This is a genomic window from Streptomyces sp. NPDC002104 (genome assembly GCF_053593795.1).
In genome coordinates this window covers 32,510-47,338 of the sequence record NZ_JBSFDF010000003.1, presented here as the reverse complement: position 1 = coordinate 47,338, position 14,829 = coordinate 32,510, and the positions used below count along the sequence as shown (strand labels likewise).

General features: G+C 70.2%; 10 protein-coding genes. 3 read left to right on the top strand and 7 right to left on the bottom strand.

The genetic code is table 11. The features are described from left to right. Positions 1-128: 128 nt before the first annotated feature. Entirely contained in the window at positions 129-1,121 is a 993-nt protein-coding gene (gene sph / locus ACWCP2_RS03850; RefSeq protein ID WP_450906978.1) for a sphingomyelin phosphodiesterase, read from the top strand. A gap of 100 nt (positions 1,122-1,221) precedes the next feature. On the opposite strand, the gene ACWCP2_RS03845 is transcribed toward sph, so the two are convergent. The 4 genes from ACWCP2_RS03845 to ACWCP2_RS03830 form a co-directional block, all read right to left on the bottom strand. Continuing rightward, positions 1,222-2,880, bottom strand: coding sequence for a bifunctional aspartate transaminase/aspartate 4-decarboxylase (locus ACWCP2_RS03845; protein WP_450906977.1), 1,659 nt, complete (start codon positions 2,878-2,880; stop codon positions 1,222-1,224). A 107-nt stretch (positions 2,881-2,987) separates the two neighbouring features. Further along, positions 2,988-4,691, bottom strand: coding sequence for an aspartate-alanine antiporter (aspT, locus tag ACWCP2_RS03840; RefSeq protein ID WP_450906976.1), 1,704 nt, complete (start codon positions 4,689-4,691; stop codon positions 2,988-2,990). A gap of 24 nt (positions 4,692-4,715) precedes the next feature. After that, entirely contained in the window at positions 4,716-6,398 is a 1,683-nt protein-coding gene (gene aspT, locus ACWCP2_RS03835) for an aspartate-alanine antiporter (RefSeq protein ID WP_450906975.1), read from the bottom strand. A gap of 121 nt (positions 6,399-6,519) precedes the next feature. Then, positions 6,520-8,382: an AMP-dependent synthetase/ligase gene (locus ACWCP2_RS03830; RefSeq protein ID WP_450906974.1), complete on the bottom strand. Its 1,863-nt coding sequence runs from the start codon at positions 8,380-8,382 to the stop codon at positions 6,520-6,522. Positions 8,383-8,479: 97 nt separating this feature from the next. On the opposite strand from ACWCP2_RS03830, the gene ACWCP2_RS03825 reads away from it, so the two are divergent. After that, entirely contained in the window at positions 8,480-9,256 is a 777-nt protein-coding gene (locus ACWCP2_RS03825) for a MerR family transcriptional regulator (protein WP_450906973.1), read from the top strand. Next, positions 9,219-9,950: a maltokinase N-terminal cap-like domain-containing protein gene (locus tag ACWCP2_RS03820; RefSeq protein WP_450906972.1), complete on the top strand. Its 732-nt coding sequence runs from the start codon at positions 9,219-9,221 to the stop codon at positions 9,948-9,950. The genes ACWCP2_RS03825 and ACWCP2_RS03820 overlap by 38 nt, the downstream gene beginning before the upstream one ends. 80 nt (positions 9,951-10,030) lie before the next feature. Here ACWCP2_RS03820 and ACWCP2_RS03815 read toward each other — a convergent pair whose 3' ends face one another. Genes ACWCP2_RS03815 through ACWCP2_RS03805 form a run of 3 tightly spaced genes read right to left on the bottom strand, consistent with a single transcriptional unit; the run spans position 10,031 to position 14,661 of the window. Continuing rightward, a complete protein-coding gene (locus ACWCP2_RS03815; RefSeq protein WP_450906971.1) occupies positions 10,031-12,202 on the bottom strand; it encodes a 3-hydroxyacyl-CoA dehydrogenase NAD-binding domain-containing protein in 2,172 nt (723 codons plus the stop codon). A gap of 54 nt (positions 12,203-12,256) precedes the next feature. After that, positions 12,257-13,471 (bottom strand): acetyl-CoA C-acetyltransferase, encoded by a 1,215-nt coding sequence (locus ACWCP2_RS03810; protein ID WP_450906970.1) that lies wholly within the window; start codon positions 13,469-13,471, stop codon positions 12,257-12,259. A 47-nt stretch (positions 13,472-13,518) separates the two neighbouring features. Continuing rightward, positions 13,519-14,661: an acyl-CoA dehydrogenase family protein gene (locus tag ACWCP2_RS03805; RefSeq protein WP_450906969.1), complete on the bottom strand. Its 1,143-nt coding sequence runs from the start codon at positions 14,659-14,661 to the stop codon at positions 13,519-13,521. Between the last annotated feature and the right edge of the window lie 168 nt (positions 14,662-14,829).

Sequence of the window (14,829 nt, the reverse complement as noted above, 5' to 3'; positions counted from 1 at the left end):
CCCGGGGACGGGAACACCGAAGAAGTAGGACTGCGTCCAGAAACTCGTGTCACAGGTGTTACCGCGAAGTAACCCTGGCTGCTTGGATGGCGGAGCCGATCTTCCCCCACAGGAACGAGGGAACCTCCATGCTCCGGATCCAGCCCCGCGGGGCCCGTACCGCCGCCGCGGCCGTCGCCGCGATCGCCGTCGGATCGCTCGCACTGACCACGGCCCCGGCCGCCACCGCCGCCGCCGACAGCGCCGCCGCGCCGCGGCTCAGCGTCCTGTCGTACAACACGTTCCTGATGAGCAAGAACCTGTACCCCAACTGGGGCCAGGACCACCGGGCGGCCGAGATCCCCAAGGCCTCCTGGTACCAGGGCCACGACGTGGTCGTCCTCCAGGAGGCCTTCGACAACGGGGCCTCCGACGCGCTGAAGGCCAACTCGGCCGCGCAGTACCCGTACCAGACCCCGGTCGTGGGCCGCAGCAAGAGCGGCTGGGACGCCACGGGCGGCGCCTACTCCTCCACCACCCCGGAGGACGGCGGCGTCACGATCCTCAGCAAGTGGCCGATCGTGCGCAAGGAGCAGGTGGTCTACAAGGACGCCTGCGGCGCGGACTGGTGGTCCAACAAGGGCTTCGCCTACGTCGTGCTGAACGTGAACGGCACCAGGGTCCATGTGGTCGGCACCCACGCCCAGTCCACCGACCCGGGCTGCGGCGCGGGCGAGGCGGCGCAGATGCGCGCCCGCCAGTTCCAGAACATCGACGCGTTCCTCGACGGCAAGAACATCCCGGCGGGCGAGCAGGTCATCGTGGCGGGCGACATGAACGTCGACTCGCGCACCCCGGAGCTCGCCGCCATGCTGGCCAACGCCGACCTGGCGCCCTCCGACACCCGCACGGGGCACACGTACTCCTTCGACACGGCGCTGAACTCGATAGCGAACTACCGCTACCCGACGGACCCGCGCGAGGACCTGGACTACGTGCTCTACCGCAAGGGCAACGCCCGCCCGGCGGGCTGGGAGAACAACGTGGTCCTGGAGCAGTCGGCGCCCTGGACGGTCTCCAGCTGGGGCACCTCCTACACCTACACCAACCTCTCCGACCACTACCCGCTGATCGGCCGCTGATCCGCACCGGCCGGGTGCCCGCCGCCACCGCGGGGCACCCGGCCGGTCCGGTTCCGGGCCGGTCCCGGCTCGGTCCCGGCTCAGCAGGGTCGGGCACGGCTCAGCCGGCGGCCTTCGACCGCTCCCACTCGCTCGCGTAGTCGTTGAAGATCTGCCGCAGGTGGTGGCCGATCTTCAGGTAGTCCAGGTCGTCGAGGTTGGCCAGCGAGACGCGCACCGACCACTGGGGGCCGTCGAAGCCGCCGCCGTTGAGGAGGACCACGGAGGTCTGCTCGGCGAGCCGGAACAGCGGGTCGACGGGCTCGTAGTTCTTCTCCAGGAAGTCCGCGAAGTCCTTGCCGTGGACCCGTTCCGCCTCGGCCAGCAGGTCGAGCTCGATGTAGTACCCGGCCCGCTTGTCGTCCTCGGAGATCTTCATCTGGGCTCCCTCCAGGAGGAGGTCGAGCCTGCGGTGGACGATCTGCCGGATCCGCTCCTTGTAGGCCTGGCCCTCGTCCAGCATGTCGAAGAGCGAGAAGAGCACCATCATCGTCTGCTGCGGCAGCGAGAGGCCGGCCGTGTGGTTGAGGGCCACCGAGCGGGAGTCCGCGACGAGCCGGTCGACGAAGCGGATCTTCTCCGGTTCCAGGCTGAGGGTGCCGTACCGCTTGGCCAGGCGGTCCTTCTGGTCCTGGGGGAAGGCCGCGATCATCGCGTCGATGACGTTGTCGTCGTGCAGCCCGATGACGCCGAGCCGCCAGCCGGTGCAGCCGTAGTGCTTGGAGTACGAGTACACGAGCAGGGTGTTGCGCGGGAGGTCGGCGGCGATCGAGCGGAAGCCGGGCACGAAGGTGCCGTACACGTCGTCCGTGACGATCAGCAGGTTCGGGTTGCTGGTGGCGACGATGTCCTTGATCTGGTTCGCCACCCGGTCGCTCAGCGCGAGCGAGGGCGGGTTGGACGGGTTGACCAGGCACACGAGCTTCACGGAGGGATCGGCCAGCTTGGCGACCTCCTCCTCCGGGTAACGCCACTGGCGCACGCCGGTCTCGGCGAAGAGGCTCGCGGAGACGTTGACCACCTCGAACTCGAAGGTGTCGAGCTCGGGGATCTCGATGTACGGGGTGAACACCGGGGTCATCAGGGCGATCTTGTCGCCCTTCTTCAGGATCCCGTTCTTCATCAGGGAGTCGAAGATGTAGCACATGGCGGCGGTGCCGCCCTCGGTCGCGAACAGCGACAGGTTGTTGCCCTCCGGCGGCTTCTTGCCGAACATCTCGTCGGCGACGTAACCGCGCACGATGTGCTCCGCGTGCGTCAGCATCCGGTCCGGGACCGGGTAGTTGTCGCCCGTGATGGAGTCGGTCAGCTCGTGCACGAAGGCGTCCTTGTCGAACGGCCAGCGCGTCAGGGCGTACTGGACGCAGGCGGACAGCATCTCCACGCCGGGCAGGTCCGGGTGGCGCCGGGTCCAGGACTCGAAGCGCTCCCCGATGCCCTTCTTCTCGGGCATCCCGCCGAGGTTGTCGGCGGTCCACACCCGGCGGGACTCGTCCAGGGCGAAGTAGCCCAGGGCGTAGAAGGCCTCGCGCGGCCCGGTGGCGATCCAGTTCGGGTTGCCGCGGCCCGCGTTGAGCATGGCGCGGGCGGTGGTGTCCTTCTGGCCCGGCTTGTCCTCCTGGGCGGCGGTGGCCAGCTGGATGAACTTGTCCTTCAGCTCGAAGGGGCTGAGCTGAGCGAAGGACTGGATCTCCTCGCGGCTGAAGGTGGTCTCCGGCACGGTGGTTCGCTCCTTGCGTCGGGGGCGTTCGGTTCGTTCGAGGGGGACGTTCACTGAGGGGGGACAGTCAGTGGTCGAGGAGGGCGATCAGTGGTCGGCGAGGACGATCAGTGGTTGAGGAGGACGATCACCGCGCCCCAGATCGTCAGCAGTACGTTGCTGACCGCGTAGGGGATCGTGTAACCGAGCGTCGGCACCTGGGATTTGGACTCCTCGTTCACCGCTCCGATCGCCGCCGTGGTGGTCTGGCCGCCGGCCAGGACACCCATGAGGATCGGGAAGCGGATCTTCTGGATGTGATGACCCACGAGGAAGCCCACCAACAGCGGGATCAGCGTGATGACCGCACCCCAGAGCAGCAGCCCCCAGCCGGCGGAGGCCAGCCCGCTGGTGAAGCTGGGCCCGGCGTTGAGGCCGACGACCGCGACGAAGAGGCACAGGCCGAGGGTGTCCATGAACCACTGGGCCCCGGGCGGGACGTTGCCGTACGTCGGGTACCTGCCGCGGATCCAGCCGAAGACCAGGCCCATGATCAGCGCGCCGCCCGAGGTGGACAGCGAGATCGGGACCCCGCCCGCGGTGAGCGCCGGGATGCCGATGCAGCCGCCGAGGAAGATGCCGAGGCCCACCCAGATCATGTCGGTGGCGAAGCTCGTCGGGACCGGCTTGCCGATGGCCCGCCCGGCGGGGTCCACCAGGCGCTTGGGGCCGGAGAGGATCAGGGTGTCGCCGCGCTCCAGCTGGGTGGAGAGCCGGTAGGGGAACTCCGCACCGGACCGGAAGACCTTCTCGATGTAGACGCCGACCATGAAGGGCTCGGCCCGCAGCTCCGCGATGGTCTTGCCCAGCTGGGCCTTCTCGGAGGCGACGACGTGCAGGTTCTCCGTCTGGTAGCCGAGGAGTTCGACGTCGTCGGCCTCGGGGCCGATGTGGGTGCGGGCGTCGAACTCGACGAGGGATCCGCGCAGGGCGCTGACGGCGACGACGTCGCCCTCCTTCAGCACGGTCTGCTGGGTGTGGTCGATGATCGCGCCGTCCCTGCGGATCCGGGTGAGGTAGATCCGCTGGCCCAGCTGCTTCTGCTGGTGCTCGAAGTCGTCGATGGTCCGGCCCACGAGGTCCGGCCGCTGGATGGTGTAGGCCCGCAGGACGACCTCGTAGTAGCCCTCGTGCAGGTCGGGGTTGTCGCTGGGCGCGTCGAGCTCCTTGGCGAGCTGGGCGCTCTCGGCGGCCAGGTTCCGGCGGTAGAGCCGGGGCAGCACGTTGGCCAGGAGCATCGCGCAGAGGATCGTGCCGAGCGGGTAGGTGACGGCGTAGCCGACCGCGACGAGGTTCTGCTGCTCGGTGACCTCTGACGGGCTGAGTCCGGGGAGGTTGCCGATCGCGTCCTGGGCGACGCCGATGACGGCGGACTGGGTGAGCGCGCCGCCCAGCAGACCGGCGCTGAGACCGGGGCCGTAGCCGAGCATCACGGCGAAGCCCCAGGAGACCAGCAGGCCGGTGACGCAGACGATCACCGCGTTGAGGACCTGGGGCAGGCCGTCCTTCTTCAGTCCCCGGAAGAACTGCGGGCCGACCTTGTAGCCGAGGGCGAACAGGAACATCGTGAAGAAGAGGTTCTTCACGGTCCCGTCGATGGTGATCTTGAACTGGGCGCCGAAGATCAGGCCCATGATGAGGCAGCCGGTGACGGCGCCCAGCCCGATGGCCTTCCACCGCAGCTTGCCGACGAGGAAGCCGAAGGCGACGGTGATGAAGACCAGGAGTTCGGGGTGGGGCTTGAAGATGTTCCGGACAAGGAAGTCGATCATGCTGGTAACCCGTCCTGGTGGGGGTCAGGCTCCGAGGATCCCGACGAGGATCGGTCCGGTGAGTGGGAGCAGGAAGTTGGACAGCGCGTAGGTGATCGTGTAGCCGAGCATCGGCACCGAGCTCCGCGCCACCTGCGTGACCGACGTGATGGCCGGGGTGGAGCACTGCTGTCCGGCGATGGCGCCGATCAGCAGCGGCTTCTCGATCTTCAGGAACTTGCGCCCGATGACCAGCGAGATCGTGGCCGGTACGAGGACCATGGCGATCCCGGCGAACGGGAGCAGGGCCCCGTACTCCTTGAGCAGCGGCCAGGCCTGCGGGCCCGAGGTCAGACCGGTGCAGGCGATGAAGACCGCGAGCCCCATGTCCTTGATGGTGGTGGCGGCTTGCGGCGGGAAGGCGCCGAAGGTCTGCCGGCGGGAGCGGAACCAGCCGAAGAGCAGACCCGAGATCAGGCAGCCGCCGCCGGTGCCGAGCGAGAGCGGGACCCCGCCGGCACGGACCACGATCTGCCCGATGAGCGAGCCGATCGCGATGCCCAGACCGAGGTAGATGAAGTCGGTGGCGTCGTTCTTGGCCACCGTGCCGATCTTCGCCACGATCCGGTTCAGGCCCGAGCGGGCGCCCACGAGGGTGATGACGTCACCGCGTTCGACGACGGTGTCCGGGTTGGCGGGCAGGTGCTGCTCACCGCGGAGCACGTCGGTCACGTACACGCCGCTGCGCCCGAACTCCGGGTGCGTCGAGCGGATCTGGTCCAGCGACTTGCCGGCGACCGACTTGTCGGTCATGGCGACCTGCCGGGTGGCCAGCGGGGCGTCGACCCCCGGGATGCCGGGGGTCTCCGGGCCGATGGCCCGGCCCGCCGCGATGGCCTCGGAGCGCCGGCCGACGACGAGGACGAGGTCGGAGAGCACGAGTTCGAGGTCCGGGGCGGGGGTGAGGTCCTTGGAGCCGCGCCGGACGGCCTCCACGGTGACCCCGCCGTCGAAGGCCGCTTCCAGGTCCCCGACGGTACGGCCGTCGGCGAGGGTGACCAGGTGGGTCCGCCCGACCAGCCCGGGCACCGCCTCGCGCTCGTCGCTCTCCAGGCCGCCGGAGCCGCCGCCGCGCATCTTCTCCCACAGTTCGCGCGAGGCGTCCGCGAGGTTGGTGCGCAGCAGCATCGGCATGATCTGGCTGGTGTAGATGACGATGGTGACCAGGCCGAAGAGGTAGCAGACCGTGTACGCGGTGGCCACGTGGCCCTGGTAGGTGGAGATCTGGTCCGCGGTCAGGTCGGGCAGTTTGCCGATCGCCTCGGTGGCGGTGCCGACCACGGCGGATTCGGTGGCCGCGCCGGCGAGGATGCCGGAGGCGGTGCCGACATCGAGGTCGAAGGCCTTGGCCAGCAGGTAGGCGAGGCCGAGCACGCTGACGAGCTCGATGAAGCAGAGCGCGAAGAAGCGCATGCTCTTGCGGTTGAGGTTGGCGAAGAACTGCGGTCCGGCCATGTAGCCGAGGGCGAAGATGAAGAGCGCGAAGAAGATCGTCTTCACATCCGCGTCGATCTCGATCTTGGCCCAGGCGCCGAGCAGCAGCGACACGATCAGCGTGCCGCAGATGCCGCCGAGGGTGATCGGGCCGACGCGCACCTTGCCCAGCAGGTAACCGGCCGCCAGGCAGAGGAACAGGGCGAGTTCGGGGTGGTCTTGCAGCACACCCATGGGCGATCAGCCGCCCTTGCCGGGCGGCGTGGCGAATTCAGGGCATATGCACATTCCCTCACCCTTGCCCGGCGAGCGATCTTCCGCTCACCGGGCAGGGCCATTCGTGTGACGGACCCTTCTACGGGGCCTCGTACGGCTCCTGCGCGTACGGCTCCGCGTACAGCCCCTCGATCAGCTCCGCGTACTTCTCCCGGACCACCCGGCGGCGCAGTTTCAGCGACGGGGTCAGCTCCCCCGACTCCGGGCCCCACTCCCCGGTCAGCAGCCGGTAGCGCTTGATCTGCTCGGTGCGGTTGAGCCGGGCGTTGGCGGCCGCGACGGCGCGGGCGACCTCTTCCCGTACGGCCGGGTGCGCGGCGAGCTCCGCGGGCGTGGCGGCCCCGGCGTGGATGCCCTGGGCCTGGGCCCAGGCCGGGCCGAGTTCGGGGTCCAGCACGAGGAGGGCGACGAGGTAGGAGCGTCCGTCGCCGTGCACCAGGGCCTGACCGATCAGCGGGTGTTCCTTGAGGGTGTTCTCCACCAGGGCGGGCGAGACGTTCTTCCCGTTCGAGGTGATGATCAGTTCCTTCTTGCGGTCGGTCAGCCAGAGGAAGCCCTCCTCGTCGAGCCGCCCGATGTCCCCCGTCGGGAACCAGCCCGCTTCGTCGCAGGCGCTCTCCACCGAGCCGTCCGGCAGGAGGTAGCCGCCGAAGACCGTCTCCCCGCGCGTGAAGATCTCCCCGTCCCCGGCGATCCGCAGCTCCAGCCCCTGGATCGGGCGGCCCACGGACCCCAGCCGGAAGGCGTCCGGGCTGTTGACCGTGCACACGCCGGAGGTCTCGGTCAGCCCCCACGCGTCCATGATGGTGATCCCCCAGCCCGCCCAGAAGCGGACCACGTCGATCGGCATCGGCGCGGTGGCGCTGGCCGTCCAGACCAGCCGGTCCAGCCCGGCCAGCGTCAGCAGCGGGTCCAGCACCTGCTCCTTGGCCCGGGCGTACGAGGCTTCGAGCGCGGCCGGGACCTCCTCGCCGCGCTCCCGGTGGCCGGCCCGCTCCCGCGCCAGGTCGTTGGCGGCTTCGATGGCGCGCCGCTGCTCCTCGGGCAGCCTGCCGAGGACGGCCCGTACGGAGGCGGCCAGCTTCTCCCACACCCGGGGCACCCCGAAGAACTGCACCGGGTGCAGCTCGCGCACCGCGACCGACACGGCGGCCGGGTCGGCGCACAGCCGGACGTGGGCGGCCCGCAGCAGCGGGAGGTAGATGCCGAGGATCCGCTCCGCGATGTGCGCGAAGGGCAGGTAGCAGAGGTGCTCGGCGTGTTCGGGCAGCTCGATGTGCCCGTCGAGGCGGACGGACTGGAGCAGGATGTTGCGGTGGGTCAGGCGCACCCCCTTGGGGTCGCCGGTGGTGCCCGAGGTGTAGACGACGGTCAGCGGGTCCCCGGAGCGGGACTCGCGCCAGCCCTTCTCGAAGGACTCGGAGCGGTGCAGATGGACGCCGCCGGCGTACACCGAGGCGTAGGTGGAGTGCGGGCCCGCCTCGGGGGCCTCGGCCACGACGAGCCGTTCCAGCGGGATTCCGGGGTCGGCCAGCAGCGGCTCCCACCGCACCAGCTCCCGGGCGCCCTCGACCACGGCGAGCCGGGCCCGGCTGTGGCGGGCTATGTGGGCGATCTGCTCGGGCGCGGAGGTCCCGTACACGGTGACGGGGACGGCGCCGAGGTGGACCAGGGCGAGATCGGTGAGCCAGTGCTCCGGCCGGTTGCCCATCATCAGCAGGACGTGCTCGCCGCGTTCGACGCCCAGGGAGGCGTAGCCGGCGGCGAGGACGGCCACCTTGCGGCGCACGTCCTTCCAGCTGAGGGTGGTCCAGGCCGTGCCGTCGGGGCCCTCGCGCCACGAGAGGGCGGGGAGGTCGCCGTGCTCGGCGGCGTTGCGCGCCAGCAGGGCGGGCAGGGTGAGCTCTTCCGGAGGTGCGGGCAGTGCCAGTTTCGTGGGCATGGGCAGCTCCTTGCCGTTTCACATCGTTGGTGCGACAGCAATACTGTTGAACACGAGCCGTGTCGACGCGCTGATCAGAGAGCAAGGCGGAGAGCCCATGACCACCCAGGCACCGGAGCCGGCGTCGCTGACCGTCGACGAACTGGCGGCCAGGGCGGGTGTGACCGTCCGCACCGTAAGGTTCTACAGCACCCGCGGGCTTTTGCCCCCTCCCGTGATCGGACCCCGTCGGGTGGGCCGCTACGGCCCGGAGCACCTGTCGCGCCTCGCGCTCATCGAGGAGTTGCAGCACCAGGGCATGACCCTCTCGGCCATCGAGCGCTATCTCGACGCCCTGCCCGACGACCTGAGCGCGCACGATCTCGCCATCCACCGCGCGCTGGTGGCGACCTGGGCCCCGGACGCGGCGCTGGACTCCTCGCGCGCGGAACTGGAGAAGCGGGCCGGCCGGACGCTGACCGAGACCGACATCCGGCGGCTGACCGCGATGAACGTGCTGGCGCCGGCCCCGGAGGGCTTCCGGGTGGACGTGGGACTGCTGCGGCTCGGGGTCGCGCTCCTCGACGTGCCGATCGCCCACGAGACGATCCTGGCCGCGCGCGAGGTGCTGCTCGGGCACGCGCGGACGGCGGCCCACCAGTTGACCGCGCTGTTCCGGGACGAGGTGTGGGGGCCGTTCACGGAGGGCGAGAGCGATCCGGAGCGGGTGGAGTCGATGAAGGCGCTGTCCGCGCACATGCAGCCGATGGTGGTGCAGGCCCTGGTGACCGCGTTCCAGCGCTCGCTGAAGGAGGAATTGCGGGCTGCCTTCGTCTCGGAGCCGATAGGTTCAGGCCATGGCGATGATCTACAAGACCACCATGAAGCCCGGTAAGACGGAGCTGCTCACTGCCTGGCTCCCGACGCGGCCGTGGTACGCGTCCACGGGACACGCCCCCGAGCTCGACCGCTCGGGCGGGTTCCGGCTCGATGACCCCGAGGGCGAGGTCGGCATCGAGTTCATGGTGCTCACCGACCGCTCGGGCGGCCGGGACACCTCCTACCTCGTGCCCCTCACCTACCGCGGCGCCCCGCTCGACGGCGTCGAGGCCGCTCTGGTGGGCACCTCCGAGCACGGGGTGCTCGGCACCCGCTGGATCTACGACGGCGCCCACGACCCGGTGCTCCTCGGCCAGTTGCTCGCGCTGATCCAGGGCCGCACGGTGGCGCAGGACCAGTGCGACAGCGGCGTGAGCGACCCCACGGTCACCGCCTGGTACGAGGGCCCCGAGCTCCCGGCGGACCTCTCGCGGGGGTGGCCGGAAGTCACCGACACCGCGCTGGGAACCGGCGTACGGCTGCCGGGCGGCCCCGAATCCAAGATGACGCTCGGCCTGACGCGCGTCCTGCGGCCCGGGCAGGCCGGACCGCAGGACACCGGACCGCGGAACACCGGAACGCAGGACACCGGACCGCAGGTCGGTCCCGGGGCCGTGGGCCGGCTCACCGCCGGCTGGACCGCGCCGGACGGCGTGTCGTACCGGGGCCCGTTCGCGGAGCTGCGTACCGCCGGGCACGCCGGCGCCTGAACCCCGGCGGCGTGCGGTCCCAGGGGTGCGGTCCCGGGGCGGGCTGCCCCGGAACCGCACGCGGGCCGTCACCGGGCCGCTCAGTCGGCGTACGTCTCCCCGCGCCCGGCCTTCTCCACCAGGGAGGCCGGCGGGGTGAAGCGCTCGCCGTACTTCCCGGCCAGCTCCCGGGCCCGGGCGACGAACCCGGCGAGGCCGCCCTCGTAGCCGTTGATGTACTGGATCACGCCGCCGGTCCAGGCGGGGAAGCCGATGCCCATGATGGAACCGATGTTGGCGTCGGCGTAGGAGGTCAGGACGCCCTCGTCGAAGCAGCGGACGGTGTCCAGCGCCTCGGAGAAGAGCATCCGCTCCTTCATGTCCTCGAACGGGATCCCGGCCCCGGCCTTGGTGAAGTGCTCCCGCAGCCCCGGCCAGATCCCGGCGCGCTTGCCCGCCTCGTCGTACGCGTAGAACCCGCCGCCGCCGCTGCGCCCGGGGCGCCCGAACTCGTCGACCATGCGGTCGATGACGGCGTCGGCCGGGTGCTCCGGCCAGTCCCGGCCCTCGGCCTCGAAGGCCTTGCGGGTCTCGTTGCGGATCTTGCGGGGCAGGGTCAGGGTCAGCTCGTCCATCAGGGAGAGCACCTTGGCCGGGTACCCGGCCTGGGCCGCGGCCTGCTCGATGGAGGCGGGCTCGATGCCCTCGCCGACCATCGCGACGCCCTCGTTGATGAACTGGCCGATGACCCGCGAGGTGAAGAACCCGCGCGAGTCGTTGACCACGATCGGGGTCTTGTTGATCTGCCGTACGAGGTCGAAGGCGCGGGCGATGGCCTCGTCGCCGGTGCGCTCGCCCTTGATGATCTCGACCAGCGGCATCTTGTCCACGGGCGAGAAGAAGTGCAGTCCGATGAAGTCCGCGGGCCGTGAAACCCCTTCCGCGAGGCCCGTGATGGGCAGCGTGGAGGTGTTGGAGCAGAGCAGCGCGTCGGGGGTCAGGTACTCCTGGATCTCCTGGAACACCTTGTGCTTGAGGGCGGTGTCCTCGAAGACGGCCTCGATGACGGCGTCGCAGCCCGCCACGTCGGCGGCCTCCGCGGTCGGGGTGATCCGGGCGAGCAGCTCGGCGCGCTTGGCCTCGGTGGTACGGCCCCGGGACAGGGCCTTGTCGAGCAGCTTCTCGGAATACGCCTTGCCCTTGGCGGCGGCCTCGGTCGTGACGTCCTTCAGCACCACCTCGATGCCCGCGCGGGCGCAGGAGTAGGCGATGCCCGCGCCCATCATGCCGGCGCCGAGCACGGCCACCTTGGCGACCTTGCGGGGGGCCACGCCCTGCGGGCGGCTGCGGCCCGCGTTGACGGCCTGGAGGTCGAAGAAGAAGGCCTGGATCATGTTCTTCGCGGTCTGCCCGGTGACCAGCTCGGTGAAGTAGCGGGCCTCGATGGTCAGCGCGGTCTCGAAGTCCACCTGGGCGCCTTCGACGGCGCAGGCCAGGATGTTGCGCGGGGCCGGGTACGGGGCCCCGTTCAGCTGCTTCTTCAAGTTCGCGGGGAAGGCCGGGAGGTTGGCGGCGAACCGCGGGTTGGACGGCGTACCGCCCGGGATCTTGTAGCCGGGGACGTCCCAGGGCTGCTTCGATTCGGGGTTCGCGTCGATGAAGGCGCGCGCCTTGGCGAGCATCTCCTCGGGCGAGGAGGCCAGTTCGTGCACCAGACCGTTGTCCAGCGCGCGCTGCGGGGTGTACTGGGTCCCCTGCAGCAGCACCTTGAGGAGCGCGTCGGCGATGCCCATCAGCCGTACGGTCCGGGTGACGCCGCCGCCGGCCGGGAGCAGGCCGAGGGTGACCTCGGGCAGGCCGATCCTGGAACCGGGGGCGTCGAGGGCCACGCGGTGGTGGGAGGCCAGACAGATCTCGTAACCGCCGCCGAGGGCGGCGCCGTTGATGGCCGCGACGACGGGCTTGCCGAGGGTTTCGATGCGGCGCAGCGAGGCCTTGATGGCGGTGCCGGTGTCGAAGGCCAGCTGTGCGTGCTCGGGGCGCAGCCGGACCATGTCCTTGAGGTCGCCGCCCGCGAAGAAGGTCTTCTTGGCGGAGGTGAAGATGATGCCGCGGATGGAGTCCTTCTCGGCCTCGGCGCGCTCCGCGATCGCGGCGATCGAGTCCTTGAAGGCCTGGTTCATCGTGTTGGCGGACTGGTTCGGGTCGTCGAGGACCAGGGTGACGACGCCGGTCTCGTCCTGTTCCCAGCGGATCGTGGTGGACTCGCTCATGGTTCGCAACTTCCGTGTCGGGGGTGGGATCAGGGATCGGGGATCAGGACGGGTTCAGAGGCGTTCGACGATGGTGGCGACGCCCATGCCGCCGCCGACGCAGAGGGTGACGAGGCCGTAGCGCTTGTCCTGGCGCTCCAGTTCGTCGACGAGGGTGCCGAGGATCATCGCGCCGGTGGCGCCGAGCGGGTGGCCGAGGGCGATGGCGCCGCCGTTGACGTTGACCTTGTCCAGGGAGACGCCCATGTCCTTGACGAAGCGGAGCACGACACCGGCGAAGGCCTCGTTGATCTCGATCAGGTCGATGTCGTCGATGGTCAGGCCGGCCTTGGCGAGGGCCTTGCGGGTGGCCGGGGCGGGGCCGGTGAGCATGATGGTGGGCTCGGAGCCGGAGACGGCGGCCGAGACGATCCGGGCGCGGGGCGTCAGACCGCCCCGCTCACCCGCCTCGCGGGAGCCGATCGCGACGAGGGAGGCGCCGTCGACGATGCCGGAGGAGTTGCCCGCGTGGTGGACGTGGTCGATCTTCTCGACCCAGTGGTACTTCTGCAGGGCGACGGCGTCGAAGCCGCCGAGTTCGCCGATGTCCGCGAAGGAGGGCTTCAGCCGGGCGAGGGTGTCGGCGGTGGTGCCGGGGCGGACGAACTCGTCGTGGTCCAGGACCACGAGGCCGTTGCGGTCGGTGACCGGGACGACCGACTTGGCGAAGCGGCCGTCCTTGATGGCGGCGGCGGCCCGCTCCTGCGACAGGGAGGCGTACTCGTCCACGTCGCGGCGGGAGAATCCCTCGATCGTGGCGATCAGGTCGGCGCCGATGCCCTGCGGGACGAAGTCGGTGTTCCAGCCGGTCATCGGGTCGTTGAACCAGGCTCCGCCGTCCGAGGCCATCGGGACCCGGGACATCGACTCCACGCCGCCCGCGAGGACCAGGTCCTCCCAGCCGGAACGGACCTTCGCGGCGGCCATGTTGACGGCTTCGAGGCCCGAGGCGCAGAAGCGGTTCTCCTGGACGCCGGCGACGGTGTCCGGCAGCCCGGCGGCGATCGCCGCGATCCGGGCGATGTCGGATCCCTGATCGCCGACCGGGCTGACGACGCCGAGCACGATGTCGTCGATGGTGGCGGGGTCCAGGCCGGGGTTGCGCTCGCGCAGGGCGTGGATCAGGCCGACGACCAGGTCGATCGGCTTGGTGCCGTGCAGGGAGCCGTTGGCCTTGCCACGGCCGCGCGGCGTGCGGATCGCGTCGTATACGTACGCTTCGGTGCTCACTGGTCAAGCCTTTCGGGGGTGCGGAGACGGTGGGAGGTCGTGAGGGGTCAGCCCAGCAGGGAACGGCCGATGATCTCCTTCATGATCTCGGTCGTGCCGCCGTAGATGGTCTGGATGCGGCCGTCGGTGAAGGCCCGGGCGACCCGGTACTCGGTCATGTAGCCGTATCCGCCGTGCAGTTGCAGACAGCGGTCGGCGACCCGCTTCTGGAGTTCGGTGGCCCACCACTTGGCCATCGAGGCGTGGACGTGGTCCAGCTCCCCGTTGGAGTGGTCGGTGATGCAGCGGTCGAGGAAGGTACGGGTGACCGCGCACTCGGTGGCCATCTCGGCGATCTCGAAGCGGACGTGCTGGAGCTTGGAGAGCGGCCGCCCGAAGGCCTCGCGCTCCTTGACGTAAGTCGAGGTGATCTCCAGCAGGTACTCGGCGGCGGCGATGCCGGCCATCGCGATGCCCATCCGCTCCTGCGCGAGGTTGGTCATCAGGTGGACGAAGGCGCCGTTCAGCTCGCCGAGCAGGTTCTCCTTGGGGACGCGCAAGTCGTGGAAGAACAGCTCGGCGGTGTCCTGCGCCTTCTGGCCGATCTTGTCGAGGTTGCGGCCGCGCTCGAAGCCCTCCGTACCGCGCTCCACGACCAGCAGGGACATCCCGTGGGCCCCGCCCTCGGGGGTGGTCTTCGCGACCACGATCACCAGGTCGGCGAGGATGCCGTTGGAGATGAAGGTCTTGGAGCCGTTGAGCACCCAGTGGTCGCCCGCGTCCTCGGCGGTGGTCCGGATGCCCTGGAGGTCGGAGCCCGCGCCCGGTTCGGTCATCGCGATGGCGGTGATGATCTCGCCGGAGCAGAAGCCCGGCAGCCAGCGGCGCTTCTGCTCCTCGGTGGCCAGCGAGGTCAGGTAGGGCCCGATGATGTCGTTGTGCAGGCCGATCGCGAGCCCGGCGGCGCCCGCCCGGGTGAACTCCTCGGCGATCACCGCCGCGTACCGGAAGTCGGTGTTCCCGCCGCCCCCGTACTCCTCCGGGACGGCGAGGCCGAGCAGCCCCTGGCGGCCGGCGGCCCGCCAGGCCTCACGGCTGACGATCCCGTCCTTCTCCCACTGCTCGTAGTGCGGCAGCACCTCCTTGGTGAGGAAGGTGCGGACGGTCTCGCGGAACGCCTCGTGGTCGGCGTCGAAGAGCCGGCGTTTCATGGAAGGGGCCTCCTAGGGGGTGTCTTGCCGGTCGGGCCGGATCGGGGAGCGGTGTCTGACGCGTGCGCTCGCAAGGCGGAGGAGGGAGTCGATGCGGAGCATCGGCAAGTGACGACAACGCGGCGAGCGTGCGTGGCAGGCGCCGCGAGCCCGGCCTGATCGGCAAGA

Excerpts from the sequence above, each read along its gene's own strand:
- sph (WP_450906978.1), top strand. The coding sequence starts at position 129 with ATGCTCCGGATCCAGCCCCGCGGGGCCCGTACCGCCGCCGCGGCCGTC.
- aspT (WP_450906976.1), bottom strand. The coding sequence starts at position 4,691 with ATGATCGACTTCCTTGTCCGGAACATCTTCAAGCCCCACCCCGAACTC.
- aspT (WP_450906975.1), bottom strand. The coding sequence starts at position 6,398 with ATGGGTGTGCTGCAAGACCACCCCGAACTCGCCCTGTTCCTCTGCCTG.
- ACWCP2_RS03830 (WP_450906974.1), bottom strand. The coding sequence starts at position 8,382 with ATGCCCACGAAACTGGCACTGCCCGCACCTCCGGAAGAGCTCACCCTG.
- ACWCP2_RS03825 (WP_450906973.1), top strand. The coding sequence starts at position 8,480 with ATGACCACCCAGGCACCGGAGCCGGCGTCGCTGACCGTCGACGAACTG.
- ACWCP2_RS03820 (WP_450906972.1), top strand. The coding sequence starts at position 9,219 with ATGGCGATGATCTACAAGACCACCATGAAGCCCGGTAAGACGGAGCTG.
- ACWCP2_RS03815 (WP_450906971.1), bottom strand. The coding sequence starts at position 12,202 with ATGAGCGAGTCCACCACGATCCGCTGGGAACAGGACGAGACCGGCGTC.
- ACWCP2_RS03805 (WP_450906969.1), bottom strand. The coding sequence starts at position 14,661 with ATGAAACGCCGGCTCTTCGACGCCGACCACGAGGCGTTCCGCGAGACC.